Source organism: Streptomyces sp. NPDC031049, assembly GCF_055571015.1.
This window is the reverse complement of sequence record NZ_JBVIGC010000019.1, coordinates 90,008-104,440: the sequence shown is the minus strand read 5'-3', so window position 1 is coordinate 104,440 and position 14,433 is coordinate 90,008. Positions and strand designations below refer to the sequence as shown.

Here is a 14,433-nt window from a genome sequence, read left to right as displayed (position 1 = left end):
GGGCCGCGTGCTGTCCGGGCTCCCACCCCGTCCTGCCTAGCGTGCCCTGTGACCCACAGGCCCTGCCCTCGTTCCCCCGTAAGGGGGACAGGACCCAGGGAACAACGGATCAGAACCGAGGTGTACGCCGATGGTGGCCCCGCCGGACAACGACGTGCTCTGGGCACGCGCCCTGCACTTCCAGCACAACGACGGCTCCCCCGCGCTCCAGGGCGTCTCGCTCGGTGTCCGGGAACGCGAGATCCTCGCCGTCAGCGGGCCGCGCGGCAGCGGCAAGACGACGCTGCTCGGCTGTCTGTCCGGACTCCTCAGGCCGCAGAGCGGCGAGGTCTGGTTCAACAGCGTGCCGGTGCACACCATGGGGCCGATCAGCCGTGAGCGGCTGCGCAGGGACCGCTTCGGCTGGATCGACCCGGCACCGGCGCTCGTCCCCGAGCTGAACGCCTGGGAGAACGCCGCCCTCCCCCTGATGCTGCGCGGCGTCCCCCGGCGGCGCGCCAAGAAGGCGGCCCTGGAGTGGCTGGACCGCCTCGACGTCGGCCAGGGCGCCCGTAAGCGCCCGCGCGAGCTCCGCCAGGCCGAACGCCAGCGGGTGTGCATCGCCCGCGCGCTCACCGTCGCGCCCGCCGTGCTGTTCGCCGACGAACCGACGGCGCCCCTGCACCGGGCCGACCGCGCCCATGTGCTGCGGACGCTCACCACCGCGGCCCGCTCGCACGGCATCACGGTGGTGCTGGCCACCCACGACGCGGAGACCGCGGCCCTCGCGGACCGCACGGTGGCACTGCTGGACGGGCGGCGGGTGAGGACCGTACACCTGCCGCCGGTCGCCGAGACCACGACGGCCTCCGGGGCCGCCGGCACGGAAGGCCGGGCCGCGTGCTCGCTCTCCGCCTGACCCACGGCGCCCGGCTCGCCGTCCAGCTGCGCCGGCTGCTTCTCGCGGCGGCCTCGGCGGGCACGGGGTTCCTGCTGCTGAGCGCCCTCGGTCACGCGCTGAGCCACCCGCAGGCACCGGGCGCCTCTGCCCTCCGGCTCGCCTGGTGCGCGGCACCGCTCGCGGCGACCGTGTACTTCGCCGTGGCCGTGGCCCGCACCGACCCGGGCACCCGTCCCCGCGCCGGTCTGTCGGCCGTCGGGCTCGGCCCCGGCCGGCTGATGGCCGTCTCGGCGACCACCACGGCCCTGTCCTGCGCGCTGGGGTCGGCACTGGCGCTGCTGGCCTTCCTCCACCTGCGCGGCGACCTGACGGGCGGCGCCCCCGCTCTGCCGGGCGCGCCCTTCGACGGCGCCGCGGCCGGCGCCCTCGCCCCCGGGCAGCCACTGCCCGTCCCGGCGGTGCTGACCCTGCTCGCGCTGGTCCCGCTGACCGCGTCGGCGACGGTCGCCCTGCTGCTCCGCCCCCGGGAGCCCCGCCCGTCCCGCCCCGACGCCGCGAACCCGGCCCGCCGCTACGGCCGCTTCGGCGCGTACGGCCTGGCCACCCGGGAGACCTTCGGCGCCTACGGCCGCTACGGCCGCTTCGTCACGGCCGGCAAACGCGGGGTCGCCCAGGAGGCCGCCACGCCGGACGCGCCTCCCCCCGGGGCGCCTCCCCCCGGGGCGGCTTCCCCCGGGGCGGCTCTCCCCGACCCGGCCCGGCCGACGGCCCTGCCCGCGGACGGCCCCGCCACCGCGGCCGCGCAGCCCGCGGGCAGTCGTGCCGCCGGGGCGGTGCGGGTGGGCGCCGGGGATACCGCCTTTGGGGGAGGCACCCCGCCGGCTCCGGAGAGCGACCCCATCCCGGGGACCACGACCGACGGCACCCTCTCACCGCCGGACCCCGGCTCCGCCGCCAACCCCACCGGCCTCACCACCCTCCCCTGGGGCATCACCCTCCTCGCCGCGGGCCTCACCGTGGAGACCTACGCCCACCGCACCACCCCCGGCACCGGCACCCCCTCCACCGGCGTCCTCATCGGCTGGGCCCTCACCGCCCTCGGCCTGGCCCTGGCCGGCCCCGGCCTCACCCACCTGTGCGGCCGCCTGCTCCAGTCCGCCCGCCCCGGGGCCCTGCGCCTGCTGGCCGGCCGCGTCCTCATGGAGGAGGCGACCCGCATCGGCCGCCCGCTCGGTGTGGTCTGCGCGGTCGCCTCGGCGGCGTACGCGGCGGTGACGGCGTACTCCGCCGACGACACGGCCGCCTTCGGTCCGCTGAGCACCCTGGGCGCGCTGGTCGTGGCCGGCTGCGCCGTGGCGACCCTGCTCACCGCCGCCGTCGAGGCCAAGCACGCCCGCGCCGAGACCACGTCCGCGCTGCTGCGCCTGGGCGCGCCCGCCGGGACGCTGCGCGGCGCCGCCGCGGTGCGCGCCGGTGCGCTGCTCGCCCTGTTCCTCCCGCTGACGCTGGCCGTCGCCGAACTGGCGGCGCTGCCCCTGAGCGGCTCCTAGCCCCGCGGCCCCGAGCGGCCGAAAAAAGTTCCCGGAAAACCTCCGCAGCGCCGATGAGTTCCGACCGGCCCCCCGGTCTACCCCACCGAACAGCACGACACCGTACGCACACCGACGGCACGCCACCGATGGGGAGCCCCGCATGTACCAGCAGATGATCTTCGTGAACCTGCCCGTGAACGACATCGACGCCTCGAAGAAGTTCTTCACGGAGCTCGGCTACACGATCAACCCCCAGTTCAGCGACGACTCCACGGCCTCGGTCGTGATCAGCGACACCATCGTGGCGATGATGCTCTCCCGGCAGAAGTACGCCGAGTTCACGAAGAAGGAGATCGTGGACGCGACGAAGTCCAGCGAGGTGCTGATCGCCCTGAGCGCCGAGAGCCGCGAGAAGGTCGACGAGCTGGTGGACAAGGCGATCGCGGCCGGCGGTTCGCCCACCGGCGAGACCCAGGACCTCGGTTTCATGTACGGCCGCGCCTTCGACGACCTCGACGGCCACACCTGGGAGGTCGTGTGGATGGACCCGGCGGCGGTCGAAGGCTGACCGGACATCACCACCACCCCGTGCGGGCCGTCGGTGCGACGGCCCGCACGCGTATGCGGGGCCGGATCTCAGCGTCCGGATGGCGGCGTTGAAACGTGCCGTCGGTTAATAAGACGGCAAAGCCAACGCCCTTGAGTGGCATATGCGTTGACACTGCTTATGCAACGCTTATAGACCAGTGAGACTCCTGGGGTGCTGATGCCGCGTCAGCGGCCACCGGCAACGAGCCGCCGGCCGCGGTGTCGGCCCCCATCCACCCCCCGCAATCTGCGCACCTTGTAAAGGACCAACGTGGCAGTCCTGTCCATAGCCAGCCGCACGGCGTCCCGCCGTGGCATCCGCGCCCTCGGCGTCGCCTCCGCCTCCCTCGCCCTGGCGGTCGGTGCCGCCGGCAACGCGTTCGCCTGCGACATCAGCGAGTTCTCCGCCGCCGCCGTGTGCGACGGCACCAAGGGTGTCATCACCGTCACCGACAAGGACCCCTCCGGCGTCCCCGCCACCGTGACCGTCTATCTCCAGAACAACGGCGCCGACGCGAAGAAGGTCGGCGAGCAGGTCGTCAAGGGCTCCAGCGAGGGCGTCACCATCACCTTCGCCGAGAACTGGAAGCCGAACGCCGAGTACCGCGTCCACGTCAAGGCCGAGGGTTACGTCGACGAGGACATCAAGCCGAACCTCGTCACCCCGGCGACCGCCTGCGACAAGGGCGACGAGCCGGCTCCGACGCCGTCGGAGCCCACCCCGTCGGCGAGCACCTCGTCCCCGGCCGAGGAGTCCGAGGCCCCCGCTCCGTCCCCGTCGGCCCCGGCGGCGTCGGAGAGCGAGAGCACCGCTCCCGCGGGCACCTCGAGCAACGCCCCGTCGCCGGCCGGTGAGTCCAACCTCGCCGAGACCGGTGCGGACTCCAGCACCGGCCTGATCGCCGGCATCGCGGCCGCCCTGGTCGCGGTCGGCGGCGGCGCGGTCTTCTTCGGCATGCGCCGCCGCGGGGCGAACGGCAACCGCTGACGCCTGGCGAACCGGCACACTCGTGGCCCGTCCCCGCCCGGGGGCGGGCCATCGCCGTCCCCGCCCCGCCACCCCCTCGGCCGCAGCCCTCGGCGCGCCGGTCCCCCGGCCCTCACCCGAAGGTCGCCCGCTCCAGCCAGAACTCCAGCAGCTTCCGGTCGCCGAGCACCTCCAGCCCGGGCGCGTCCACCGGCGTCCGGCGGTAGAAGGCGAGCAGGAGGGAGGTGAGCGGACCGCGCAGGGTGACGTCCGCCTTCTCGTGCCCCCGACGCCAGGTCACGCCGTCCTCGGCCGGTTCGATCAGCCACTCGGCGTTCAGCTCGGGCGGGGTGTCGGTGGCGTGCAGATGGAGGGACCGGCCGGGCAGCCGCAGCTCGTTCGCCGGGGTGTCGGGCAGGGCCTCCTGCGCGAACCGCACGATCCACAGCCACTCGTCGACCGCGTCGGCCGCCACCTCGGGCGCGACCGCGGCGAAGGGCCGCCCGGCGGCCAGTGACGCGTCCGCGTGGTGCACGACCAGTTCGTGTGCCATCCGGCGGGCCCAGAAGCCGGAGGTGTCGGCCCCGGACCACGTCCACACCCGCAGGTCCGGCCCTGCCTCGCGCAGCGCCGCGACGACCGACGCGCCGGACTCCGCCAGCCACGCCTCGAGCGCGGCGGCGTCACCCCGGCCCGCCGGCCCCTCGTTCCCCGGCACCCGGTCGATCGGGACGTCCTCCTGGGCCCGGGTGCGGACGATCAGCTCCACCCAGCGCAGGGCGCGCCCCACATGCCGTACCAGCTCCTCGAGAGTCCAGTCCGGGCACGTCGGCACGGTCGCGGACAGGTCGGCACCACAGGCCAGTACGGACCTGAACTGCTCCACCTGGTGGGCGACTTCGTCGCAGTAGCGGTCGTGTGCGAGGTGTGTCATGCCGCTCACCCTACGAGCGGGGTGATCAGTCGAGCACCACGATTTCCGCCACGTCGAACTCGACCCCGACCCGGTCCCCGACCTCGGGCGCGGCGCGCAGCGCGCACGCCGCCTCCAGCCGGGGCGCGTCCTCCGGCTGGAGGTGCACGGCGACATGGGTGCCCCGGAAGGTGCGGGCGGCGACCGTGCAGGGCAGGCCCGCGTCGGCGTCGACGAGCCGGATTCCGGCGGGCCGGACCAGCACCGTCCGAGTGCCCTGCGGGGAGTCCTCGGGCACCGGCAGCTTGCCCCAGGGGGTGTCCGCGGCCTGGCCGGCGACGGCCGCCTCCACCACGTTGTCGAAACCGAGGAAGCGGGCGACGAAGGCGTCGGCCGGTCGCTGCCAGACCTCCAGCGGCGTCCCGGACTGGGCGATCCGCCCGTCCCGCATCACCACGACCCGGTCGGCGAGCGCGAAGGCCTCGCCCTGGTCGTGCGTCACGGCCAGCACGGTGGTGCCCAGCCGGCCGAACAGCTCCCGCAGCTCCACGACCAGCCGTTCGCGCAGCGAGCGGTCGAGCTGGCCCAGCGGCTCGTCCAGCATCAGCAGCCGGGGGCGGGGCGCGAGGGCCCGGGCCAGCGCCACCCGTTGCTGCTCCCCGCCGGACAGCCCGGCGACGGCCCGGCGGGCGGCGTCCGGCAGCCCGACCAGCTCCAGCAGCTCCTCCACCCGCTGCCGCTGCTCGGCACGGGAGGCGCCGTGCATCCGGGGGCCGAAGGCGACGTTCCCGGCGACGTCGCGCTGCGGGAAGAGCTGGTGGTCCTGGAACATCAGCCCGACCTCGCGCCGGTGCGCGGGCACGCCCGTCCGGTCCGCCCCGTCGAGCAGCACCCGTCCGGCGTCCAGCGGCTGGAGCCCGGCCACCGCCCGCAGCAGCGTCGACTTGCCGCTGCCGCTGGGCCCGAGCACGCACACCACCTGGTGTTCGCCGACCTCCAGGTCGACGGCGTCCAGCACCGCGCGCCCGCCGAAGCGGACGGTGGCGCCCTCGACGCTGAGCAGACTCGGCCGCATGTCTAGAACTCCCCGCTCCGGTCGGTCCGCAGCCGCTCCAGGACGAGCAGCGCCACGGCGCACACCAGCATCAGAATCGTCGAGAGGGCCATCGCCTGGCCGTAGTTCAGATCCCCCGGCCGGCCCAGCAGCCGGGCCACGGCGACCGGCAGCGTCGGGTTGTCGGGCCGTGCGATGAACACGGTCGCCCCGAACTCCCCGAGCGAGACGGCGAAGGCGAAGCCGGCCGCGATCAGCAGCGCCCGCCGCACCAGCGGCAGATCGACCTCCCGCCACACCCGCCAGGGCGAGGCACCGAGCACGGCCGCCGCCTCCCGCAGCCGTACGTCCACCGCCCGCAGCACGGGCAGCATCGTCCGTACGACGAAGGGGACGCCGACCAGCGCCTGCGCCAGCGGCACCAGGATCCAGGAGGACCTCAGGTCCAGCGGCGGCTCGTCCAGGGCGATCAGGAACCCGAAGCCGACGGTCACCGCCGACACTCCGAGCGGCAGCATCAGCAGCGCGTCGAAGCCGCGCACCAGGCGGCCGGCGTCCCGGCGGGCCAGCGCCGCGGCGGCGAGCGAGCCGACGGCCACGGCGATGGCGGTGGCGACGACGGCGTACTGGAGCGAGTTGCCGACCGCCTCGATCGGCGGGACGAGGAAGGCGCCGCCGTCCTCCCGGGTCAGCGCCCGGTAGTAGCCGAGGCCGGGCGCGCCCAGGGACCGCTCTACCAGCACCGCGAGCGGCAGCAGGAGCAGCAGGGCGACGGTGGCCAGGACCCCGGCCAGCAGCGCCCACTGCCCGGCCCCGCGCGGCCGGCGTGCGGTGCCGGCCGCGTCCACCAGTTTCAGGGCGCTCTCCCGCCGCCGTACGGTCCAGGCGTGCACGGCGAGGATCGCGGCGACCGCGGCGAACTGGACCAGGGTGAGCACGGCGGCCGTGGACAGGTCGAACACCTGGGAGGTCTGCCGGTAGATCTCCACCTCCAGGGTGGCGAAGGTGGGCCCGCCGAGGATCTGGACGATGCCGAAGGAGGTGAAGGTGAACAGGAACACCATCAGCGCGGCGGCGGCCACGGCGGGCGACAGCGCCGGCAGGGTGACCTGCCGCCAGGCCCGCAGCGGGGAGGCGCCCAGCATCCGGGCGGCCTCCTCCTGCCGGGGGTCGAGCTGCGACCACAGGCCGCCGACGGTGCGGACGACGACGGCGTAGTTGAAGAAGACGTGGGCGAGCAGGATCGCCCACACGGTGGTGTCCAGCCGCACGCCCCACAGGTCGTCGAGGAGCCCGCCGCGCCCGACCAGCGCCAGGAACGCCGTGCCGACGACGACCGTCGGCAGCACGAACGGCACGGTGACCACGGCCCGCAGCACCTGCTTGCCGGGGAAGTCGAGGCGGGCGAAGACGTAGGCGCCGGGCAGGGCGATCAGCAGGGTGAGCGCGGTGGAGGCCAGGGCCTGCCAGGTGGTGAACCACAGCACGTCCCGGATGCCGGGCTCGGTCAGCACCTCGCCGATCCGGCCGGGGTGCCAGGTGCCGTCGGCCCTGAGGCCGCGCGCGACGATCGCGGCGACCGGGTAGGCGAAGAACACCCCGAAGAACGCGACGGGCCCGGCCATGAGGGCGAGCCGCGCCGCGTTCCCCGTGCGGCGGGCGGCTACTTCAGTACGAGCGACGTCCACGTCTTGACCCACTCGTCACGGTGGTCGGCGATCTTCGCCGGGTCCATGGTCCGGGGGCTGTCGACGGCCGGCGCGAACTCGGTGAACTCGGCGGGCAGCTTCGCGTCCTTCACCACCGGGTGGACGAACATGTTCAGCGGCAGGTCCTCCTGGAACTTCCGGCTGATGAGGAAGTCGATGAGCGCCTTGCCGCCGTCGGGGTTCTTCGCGTTGCTCAGCAGTCCGGCGAACTCGGTCTGCCGGAAGCAGGTACCGGTCGCGACGCCCGTGGGCGCGGTCTCCGGCTTGGGGTCGGCGTAGATCACCTCGACGGGCGGGGAGGAGGCGTAGGAGACGACGAGCGGCCGGTCGCCGCCGGCCTGCTTGCCGCCGGCCGAGCCGGAGAACTCCTCGTTGTAGGCCTGCTCCCAGCCGTCGACGACCTTCACGCCGTTCGCCTCGAGCTTCTTCCAGTAGCCCTGCCAACCGTCGTCCCCGTACTCGGCCACCGTCCCGAGCAGGAAGCCGAGCCCCGGCGAGGAGGTGGCGGCGTTCTCGGTGACGAGGAGGTTCTTGTACTCCGGCCGGGTCAGGTCGTCCAGGGAGTCGGGCGGGGCCAGCTCGTGCTCGCTGAAGTACGCCTTGTCGTAGTTGACGCAGATGTCGCCGTAGTCGACGGGCGTGACCCGGTGCTTGTCGTCGATCTTGAAGGACGCGTCGATCCGGTCGAGGCCCTTGGCTTCGTACGGCTGGAACAGGCCGTTGTCCAGCGCCCGCGACAGCAGGGTGTTGTCGACGCCGAAGAAGACGTCGCCCTGCGGGTTGTCCTTGGTCAGGATCGCCTTGTTGACGGCCTGCCCGGCGTCGCCGTCCTCCAGGACCCTGACCTTGTAGCCGGAGGTCTTCTCGAAGTCGGCGATGACGTCCTTCGACGCGGCCCACGAGTCGTGGCTGACGAGGGTCACGGTTCTGGGGTCGCCGGACCCCTTGCCGCCGTCCTCGGACGACCCGCACGCGGCGAGGCCGCCGGCCATGCCGAGCGCGGCGACGGCCGCGGCGACGCGCCTGGTGGTGTTGCTCACTGATTCCTCCTGGGTGACCAGGAGAAGACGCGGCCCTGCCCGGAAGCCTCCGACGGCTCCCGGGCAGGGCGCAACAGCTCGAGTGGTGACCGATCTCCCTACCCAGAATGACCTGGGCCAGGTTCGGAGGGTCTGCGGCCGGTGCCGCACTCTCAGCGCTGTGGCGCTCCCCTGTCGGAATTGCGTGGTTGATGACGATGTCAACGCTGTGAAGTTGTGGAGAGGCCCGATGACAGGGCCGCTCTTACGACGGTCAGGTTACCGCTCGCTCGCGGCGAGCTGACCGCACGCCCCGTCGATCTCCTGTCCCCGGGTGTCCCGGATCGTCACCGGCACACCATGGGCGGCGATGGCCTCGACGAACGCCTTCTCGTCCTCGGGGCGCGAGGCGGTCCACTTGGAGCCGGGCGTGGGGTTGAGCGGGATCAGGTTGACGTGCACCGGCCTGCCCTTGAGCAGCCGCCCGAGGCGGTCACCCCGCCAGGCCTGGTCGTTGATGTCCCGGATCAGCGCGTACTCGATGGACAGCCGGCGCCCGGACCTGGCGCTGTACTCGAAACCGGCGTCGAGCACCTCCCGGACCTTCCACCGGGTGTTCACGGGCACCAGGGTGTCGCGCAGTTCGTCGTCGGGCGCGTGCAGCGAGATGGCCAGGCGGCACTTGAAGCCCTCGTCGGCGAACCGGTGGATGGCCGGCACCAGGCCGACCGTCGACACGGTGATGCCGCGCTGGGACAGCCCGACGCCGTCGGGCTCGGGGTCGGTGAGCCGGCGGATGGCGCCCACGACGCGGTTGTAGTTGGCGAGGGGCTCGCCCATGCCCATGAACACGATGTTGCTCAGCCGCGCCGGACCGCCTGGGACCTCGCCGTCCCTGAGCGCCCGCATCCCGTCCACGATCTGGTGCACGATCTCGGCGGTGGACAGATTGCGGTCCAGGCCCGCCTGCCCGGTGGCGCAGAACGGGCAGTTCATCCCGCAGCCGGCCTGCGAGCTGATGCACATGGTCACCCGGTCCGGGTAGCGCATCAGCACGGACTCGACGAGCGTGCCGTCGAACAGCTTCCACAGCGTCTTGCGGGTGGTGCCCTGGTCGGTCGACAGATGCCGGACGACCGTCATCAGCTCCGGCAGCAGCGCCTCCTTCAGCCGGGCCCGGGAACCGGCCGGAATGTCCGTCCACTGCTCCGGGTCGTGCGCGTACCGCGCGAAGTAGTGCTGCGAGAGCTGCTTGGCACGAAACGGCTTCTCCCCGACAGCAGCGACCGCCTCCTTGCGCTCGGCGGGCGAGAGGTCGGCGAGATGCCGCGGCGGCTTCTTGGCTCCGCGCGGGGCGACGAAAGTGAGTTCTCCGGGCTTAGGCATGGCTGTACCAGTGTCGCAGATCGACTCGGGGAGCCCAGGCCAGAGCGGGGTGGGGGTGGTCACCTGTGGGTGCCGACTGTCAGCGTTGGTCGGCTTCGGACGGCCCAGGGACGGCCCAGGGAACTCAAGTATCCGAATTGCTATCACTAGCCCAGACCCCCTTTCTCCAGAATCCGTCAGCGTCTTCTTGGGTTCGCGGTAGGCCAAACTTTTCGGCTACCTTTTCATCGAAGGTTTGGACCACTCGCTTCGCACCAACTGCTACGTTGATGTAATCTCTGAGCGTGAATTCGTAGCGCTTACCTTTTTCCGCATCCCGGACAATGCGCACGAACCGATCATCCGCAATTCCACGCCGGTGAACAACTAGATTTCTAATTGCCACACCTCGTCGAAGAGTGCGCCAGTCAGAGTCGTTGTCGTGCAGCGCTAGACCAAGGCGCTTTTCGATATAGACGGCAATTTCTTCCAACCCCTTGAAGGACAGTTGACTGACGCGCCGCTCCGCCGCCCACGCGGCGAACTCTTCGATGGAATCGTGAGCAAGGACCTCCTCGTATGTCACCTGTTCTTGGCTCTTGAGGAGGTGCGGCCTGCGGGACAGGACTTCAGTCAGTATCTCGGAAACGTATGACAGGAAGTTTTCGATACACCGCGTCATGCCGTATTCAGCGATGATAGGGAGGTTCTTATTTAGTGTTGCCTTATAGAAGTCCCGCCGCCTGAACCAATGCGGGAATAGCGCCTCTGGGCCGTCTGGCGCAATCTCGGAAAACGCTACACCGAGACGCTCCAGAAGGGATTCATAGTCACCGAACACCAAGTTTGCAGAGGTCATGTATTGGATCTGCGCGAAGTGGTACCGGTAGTAATTCCATGCGGCTGCGGTCGCGTGATCCGGAATCGCAGCCAGCTCGTCCGTCTCCCCCTCCACGCGCCCTCCCCTGTTTCGCGGAATCGACCTGACGGCGAATTGTTGCAGATGGGCTAGCCTCGGCGCAGTGGTTTTCCGGAGAGGTCGGCGGAGCGGCTTTGGGCTGGAGCTGCTTTGGGGCGAGTGATCATGGCCCCGTAAGCTTCCGGCGCGTCGGGCAGTCTGTGGACCTGCCCGCTAAAGCACGACGTTGGGGCCATGATCTTCGAGGCTCGCCCCAAAGTGGCTGCCTAAAGCCGTGGAGCCGACCGCCCCAGCCACAGAGGGTGTCTCCCACTTCATGCCCGCAGCCGCCGAGCGCGCCGCCGGGCGCGGCCAGCCGGGGCGCAGACAGGAGGCAGGCCGCGCCGCAGAGGCGGCGCGCGCCCGCGCCGTGCGCGGGCCTTGATGAAGTAGGGAAAGTCTTACCGCGCTCTGATCACAGGGCGAACGGCCGGTACGCCAAGGCTCGGTCCACGATCTTCTCGGCTGTGGGCTCAGGGTCTGAAGCCCAGAAGATGTAGTCGCTGATGTGCGGACAGCCAGTGCCGCGCTCAAGGGCCGTGATCATCACGTCACACTCAGCGTCGTCCGCGTAGGAACCATCCATGAGCCGCTGCACCAGGCCGACGGCTTCATCGCGATTCATGCCGCGCGGTCGCCTGGCTTCTGACCGTGTTCCAGGTACACCAGAGCCGCTTCGTTCCGGGCCTCTGTCGCTGCGAGGATGCGTCGGGCCAGCCGCGGAATGGTGCGCTCGGTGATCTGCTCCGGAGTGAGGAACGCGAAGCTCTTCAGCTCGTCGGCCTGAAGCTCGACGCCGGCCAACTGCTCGCGGTCGAGCTGGCCGCCGTCGAAGAGGTACAGCACCTTGTCCCCCTCGGCCTCGTTCGGGGCCCAGTCGACTGCGAGGAGTCGCCCGATGCGCGGGGTAATCCCCAGCTCCTCTCGGACCTCGCGGACGGCAGCGTGCAGAGGAGATTCACCGGTTTCGACGTAGCCTCCAGGGATGTCCCAGTAGTCCTTGTACGTGGGCTCCACCATGAGGACTCGACCCGCGTCGTCAAAGAAAAGCGCACCCGCTGCCATACGCGGATGCGCCATCTTCGCTTCGTGTGCGTTGGCTGCCATGCAGCTGAGGGTACCCAGCTCAGACCACATGCAGCCTGTCGGCCAGGTCCGCCAGACTCCGGCTCGGCCGGCCGCGTTGCCCTCGCACCCACGTCAGCACCAGCTCCCGGGCCAGGTAGTGACTCCGCACCTGCTCAGGTGCCCAGCTCTCCGCCTCGAGGACTTTCGCGAGCGCGTCATCCATCCGGTTGTGCGCGCTGAGCGCACGAGCCACTTCGAGGTTGTGCCGCGTACGTCGCTCCGTCGGCAGCCCGGCCGTGTCGATCTGTGGCCCGAGATCCACCGCGATCTGCATGTCTCCCAGCTCGGCTGCCGTGGCCACCCGGTGGATGGCGACGTTCGTCGGTCCGAACGCGGTCCAGACGTGGTTGGCGTCGGCTCCGAGTCGTCGGGCTGCCTGGGCCGCTTCCTCGAGGAAGTCTCCCGTTGTCGCTCGGTCATCCGCGCGAGCCGACGCCATGGAGCCTGCCAGGTACAGGGTCCCGTAGACAGAGAGGAACTCGGGCGTCGGGTCGTTGAGCCCTGGCCGCAGATACTGCCCGGCATCCCCGACGAGCTGCACGGCTGCGTCGAAGCGGCCGTTCGAAAGAAGGCAGTGAGCCACAGAGCGGAACAGAGATCCGGTGATCACCGCGTTCCCTGACTGCTGTGCTGCGGCCAGCCCACGGTCGGCAGCGATCCAGGCCAGATCGGTTTCGCCGAGCTTGGTCAGCACCATCGCGGCACCTTGATACGTCATCGCCATCAGCTCGTACGCCCGCTCTCGCTCTCGCCCCTGGTACGCCTGCACCGCGATGAGGGCGTCGGCCAACAGGAGCGGCAGTCGGCGAGTCGCGAGCCCGTAACGCGAGTCCTGGTAGGCGTCCCAGACTTCGGCGACGCTGCTGCGTAGCTCGTCGAGCGACGTCGGCTCACCCTCGGTCGTAACACCCAAGAGTGGCGTCAGCTGACGGTAGTTCATGAGGGCGGTACGAAGCGCCGGCACCGTGCGGGTGCCGCTGTCCGCTGTCCACTCCAGGAGAGTCGGTTCGGCCAGCAAGTCGCCGAGCGTTACGTCCAAGGCGTCGGCCAGTGCCTTGATGACCGAGAGCCTGTCCAGCTCGATCCGGTTGTTCTCCGCCTTGCTCAGCCAGTCCACCGTGCGGCCGACCAGCCCGGCCAGGACCTCTTGGGAGATACCTCGCCTGCGGCGGTACCAAGCGACTCGCTCACCGATCGTCAGGCTCGTCGTCATTCCTCGCATGGCTAGAGCGTCTTCCCATCTCCCTATGGGACCCCGGAGGAATTTTCCGGGGTAGTGCGGCGCCTCGCTCCTAGCGTTGTTGCTACCCCCAGGAGCTACCAGGACGAGCACGCGACGGAGGAGCCACGATGCCGCTGACCCCGGCCGAAGTGGTTGAGCTGTGCCAAGAGTTGAGGGACCTCTCAGAGGAGGTGGAGGGCATTGGGCGCCGTGCAGACGAGTTGGTCAGCCGTCTTGCGGCTGCTTCCGGACCAGCTGCTCAAGCTGATCCATCCGCTCCGCAAGCCGACGCACCTCGCGCCGTACGTCCGACAGGTACCCGGCGATCTCCTCGAACTCCGGGCTGTGTTTCGTCCGGCGGGGCTCCTCGGGAAGGGTGACGAAGCTGCCCTTGCCCTGGTGAGAGATCGCGTAGCCGTCCTCACGCAACCGTGAGATGGCCTGACGTGCCACGGTTCGCGAGACGTCGTGCGTGTTCATCAGCTCCGTCTCGGACGGCAGCTTCTTGCCCGGCTCAAGCTCTCCCTGCCGGATGCGCCTCTTGAAGTCGTCGGCGATCTCCAGGTACTTCGCTCGCCCAGTGAACTCGGCCATAGCCCCTCTCCGTGCTTGTCGCACTAAGTGCAGCACACCGGACCGACAACCGTCGAGAAGTACTTGACGTACTAAGTGCGTTAGGTGCAGGCTCATAGCAAGCCGACGTACTAAGTGCGTCAAGTTCTACGACGTCTAGGAGCGCTCTCATGCGTCAGATCCCCGTCGACACCTCCGCCGCGACCGTGATGGTCGCCAAGTCTCCGGAGCCGAAGGTGAAGGACCGCCGGACCGGTGAGCTGGCCGTCGACGCCGAGACCGGTGCGAAGCTCATGACCGTGAACGTGATGTTCGCGGCCAACGACGAGGTCGAGATCCTGTCCGTGACCGTCCCGGAGACCGGTATCTCCGGTGAGCTGGCCATGGGTACCCCGGTTGCGCTGACGGGGCTGGTCGCCCGGCCGTGGGAGAACGAGTTCAACGGCCAGAAGCGGCACGGCATCGCGTTCCGGGCGGTCGCGGTCACGTCGCTGGCCGCTGCGGGCTCGAAGGCTGCCTGATCAT

15 protein-coding genes and 1 riboswitch are annotated in these 14,433 nt (G+C 70.7%); of the genes, 5 read left to right on the top strand and 10 right to left on the bottom strand.

The genetic code is table 11. The features are described 5' to 3' along the window. The first annotated feature begins 130 nt into the window (after positions 1-130). The 4 genes from ACZ45Q_RS27885 (at position 131) to ACZ45Q_RS27870 (ending at position 3,988) form a co-directional block, all read left to right on the top strand. Positions 131-898: an ABC transporter ATP-binding protein gene (locus ACZ45Q_RS27885; RefSeq protein ID WP_468266238.1), complete on the top strand. Its 768-nt coding sequence runs from the start codon at positions 131-133 to the stop codon at positions 896-898. Beyond that, positions 880-2,430 (top strand): hypothetical protein, encoded by a 1,551-nt coding sequence (locus ACZ45Q_RS27880; protein WP_468266236.1) that lies wholly within the window; start codon positions 880-882, stop codon positions 2,428-2,430. Before ACZ45Q_RS27885 ends, ACZ45Q_RS27880 begins: the two co-directional genes overlap by 19 nt. Positions 2,431-2,572: 142 nt before the next feature. After that, complete coding sequence (locus tag ACZ45Q_RS27875) at positions 2,573-2,980, top strand: VOC family protein (protein WP_468266234.1); 408 nt, start codon at positions 2,573-2,575, stop codon at positions 2,978-2,980. Between the two features lie 291 nt (positions 2,981-3,271). After that, positions 3,272-3,988 carry an LAETG motif-containing sortase-dependent surface protein gene (locus ACZ45Q_RS27870; protein ID WP_468266232.1) on the top strand — a complete coding sequence of 239 codons (717 nt, stop codon included), beginning with the start codon at positions 3,272-3,274 and terminating at the stop codon, positions 3,986-3,988. A 112-nt stretch (positions 3,989-4,100) separates the two neighbouring features. On the opposite strand, the gene ACZ45Q_RS27865 is transcribed toward ACZ45Q_RS27870, so the two are convergent. The 10 genes from ACZ45Q_RS27865 to ACZ45Q_RS27820 all read right to left on the bottom strand — a co-directional run bounded on the left by ACZ45Q_RS27865 (position 4,101) and on the right by ACZ45Q_RS27820 (position 13,929). Further along, positions 4,101-4,901, bottom strand: a complete 801-nt coding sequence (locus ACZ45Q_RS27865) for a maleylpyruvate isomerase family mycothiol-dependent enzyme (RefSeq protein WP_468266230.1) — start codon at positions 4,899-4,901, stop codon at positions 4,101-4,103. A 25-nt stretch (positions 4,902-4,926) separates the two neighbouring features. Then, on the bottom strand, positions 4,927-5,955 hold the full coding sequence (locus ACZ45Q_RS27860; protein WP_468266228.1) for an ABC transporter ATP-binding protein: 1,029 nt from the start codon (positions 5,953-5,955) through the stop codon (positions 4,927-4,929). Between the two features lie 2 nt (positions 5,956-5,957). Next, positions 5,958-7,559 carry an ABC transporter permease gene (locus ACZ45Q_RS27855; protein WP_468266311.1) on the bottom strand — a complete coding sequence of 534 codons (1,602 nt, stop codon included), beginning with the start codon at positions 7,557-7,559 and terminating at the stop codon, positions 5,958-5,960. A 38-nt stretch (positions 7,560-7,597) separates the two neighbouring features. After that, on the bottom strand, positions 7,598-8,635 hold the full coding sequence (locus tag ACZ45Q_RS27850) for a thiamine ABC transporter substrate-binding protein (protein ID WP_468266309.1): 1,038 nt from the start codon (positions 8,633-8,635) through the stop codon (positions 7,598-7,600). 125 nt (positions 8,636-8,760) lie between these two features. Continuing rightward, positions 8,761-8,866, bottom strand: a riboswitch (TPP riboswitch). A gap of 75 nt (positions 8,867-8,941) precedes the next feature. Then, a complete protein-coding gene (gene rlmN, locus ACZ45Q_RS27845) occupies positions 8,942-10,048 on the bottom strand; it encodes a dual-specificity RNA methyltransferase RlmN (protein ID WP_468266226.1) in 1,107 nt (368 codons plus the stop codon). Between the two features lie 124 nt (positions 10,049-10,172). Beyond that, a complete protein-coding gene (locus ACZ45Q_RS27840) occupies positions 10,173-10,982 on the bottom strand; it encodes a hypothetical protein (RefSeq protein WP_468266224.1) in 810 nt (269 codons plus the stop codon). Positions 10,983-11,400: 418 nt separating this feature from the next. After that, positions 11,401-11,610: an e9imm peptide gene (locus tag ACZ45Q_RS27835; protein ID WP_468266222.1), complete on the bottom strand. Its 210-nt coding sequence runs from the start codon at positions 11,608-11,610 to the stop codon at positions 11,401-11,403. Continuing rightward, the gene (locus ACZ45Q_RS27830) at positions 11,607-12,092 is read right to left on the bottom strand and encodes an NUDIX domain-containing protein (RefSeq protein ID WP_468266220.1); all 486 of its coding nucleotides are present in this window, start codon (positions 12,090-12,092) and stop codon (positions 11,607-11,609) included. The genes ACZ45Q_RS27835 and ACZ45Q_RS27830 overlap by 4 nt, the downstream gene beginning before the upstream one ends. Positions 12,093-12,111: 19 nt before the next feature. Continuing rightward, entirely contained in the window at positions 12,112-13,326 is a 1,215-nt protein-coding gene (locus ACZ45Q_RS27825; RefSeq protein ID WP_468266218.1) for a helix-turn-helix domain-containing protein, read from the bottom strand. 234 nt (positions 13,327-13,560) lie between these two features. Further along, entirely contained in the window at positions 13,561-13,929 is a 369-nt protein-coding gene (locus ACZ45Q_RS27820; protein WP_373902547.1) for a GntR family transcriptional regulator, read from the bottom strand. 149 nt (positions 13,930-14,078) lie between these two features. On the opposite strand from ACZ45Q_RS27820, the gene ACZ45Q_RS27815 reads away from it, so the two are divergent. Beyond that, positions 14,079-14,429 carry an SCO3933 family regulatory protein gene (locus ACZ45Q_RS27815; protein ID WP_463637597.1) on the top strand — a complete coding sequence of 117 codons (351 nt, stop codon included), beginning with the start codon at positions 14,079-14,081 and terminating at the stop codon, positions 14,427-14,429. Positions 14,430-14,433: the final 4 nt, after the last annotated feature.

What these genes read in the sequence shown, in the direction of transcription:
- ACZ45Q_RS27885 (WP_468266238.1), top strand. Translation starts at nt 131, where the DNA reads ATGGTGGCCCCGCCGGACAACGACGTGCTCTGGGCACGCGCCCTGCAC.
- ACZ45Q_RS27875 (WP_468266234.1), top strand. Translation starts at nt 2,573, where the DNA reads ATGTACCAGCAGATGATCTTCGTGAACCTGCCCGTGAACGACATCGAC.
- ACZ45Q_RS27865 (WP_468266230.1), bottom strand. Translation starts at nt 4,901, where the DNA reads ATGACACACCTCGCACACGACCGCTACTGCGACGAAGTCGCCCACCAG.
- ACZ45Q_RS27860 (WP_468266228.1), bottom strand. Translation starts at nt 5,955, where the DNA reads ATGCGGCCGAGTCTGCTCAGCGTCGAGGGCGCCACCGTCCGCTTCGGC.
- ACZ45Q_RS27855 (WP_468266311.1), bottom strand. Translation starts at nt 7,559, where the DNA reads ATGGCCGGGCCCGTCGCGTTCTTCGGGGTGTTCTTCGCCTACCCGGTC.
- ACZ45Q_RS27850 (WP_468266309.1), bottom strand. Translation starts at nt 8,635, where the DNA reads ATGGCCGGCGGCCTCGCCGCGTGCGGGTCGTCCGAGGACGGCGGCAAG.
- rlmN (WP_468266226.1), bottom strand. Translation starts at nt 10,048, where the DNA reads ATGCCTAAGCCCGGAGAACTCACTTTCGTCGCCCCGCGCGGAGCCAAG.
- ACZ45Q_RS27835 (WP_468266222.1), bottom strand. Translation starts at nt 11,610, where the DNA reads ATGAATCGCGATGAAGCCGTCGGCCTGGTGCAGCGGCTCATGGATGGT.
- ACZ45Q_RS27830 (WP_468266220.1), bottom strand. Translation starts at nt 12,092, where the DNA reads ATGGCAGCCAACGCACACGAAGCGAAGATGGCGCATCCGCGTATGGCA.
- ACZ45Q_RS27825 (WP_468266218.1), bottom strand. Translation starts at nt 13,326, where the DNA reads ATGACGACGAGCCTGACGATCGGTGAGCGAGTCGCTTGGTACCGCCGC.
- ACZ45Q_RS27820 (WP_373902547.1), bottom strand. Translation starts at nt 13,929, where the DNA reads ATGGCCGAGTTCACTGGGCGAGCGAAGTACCTGGAGATCGCCGACGAC.
- ACZ45Q_RS27815 (WP_463637597.1), top strand. Translation starts at nt 14,079, where the DNA reads ATGCGTCAGATCCCCGTCGACACCTCCGCCGCGACCGTGATGGTCGCC.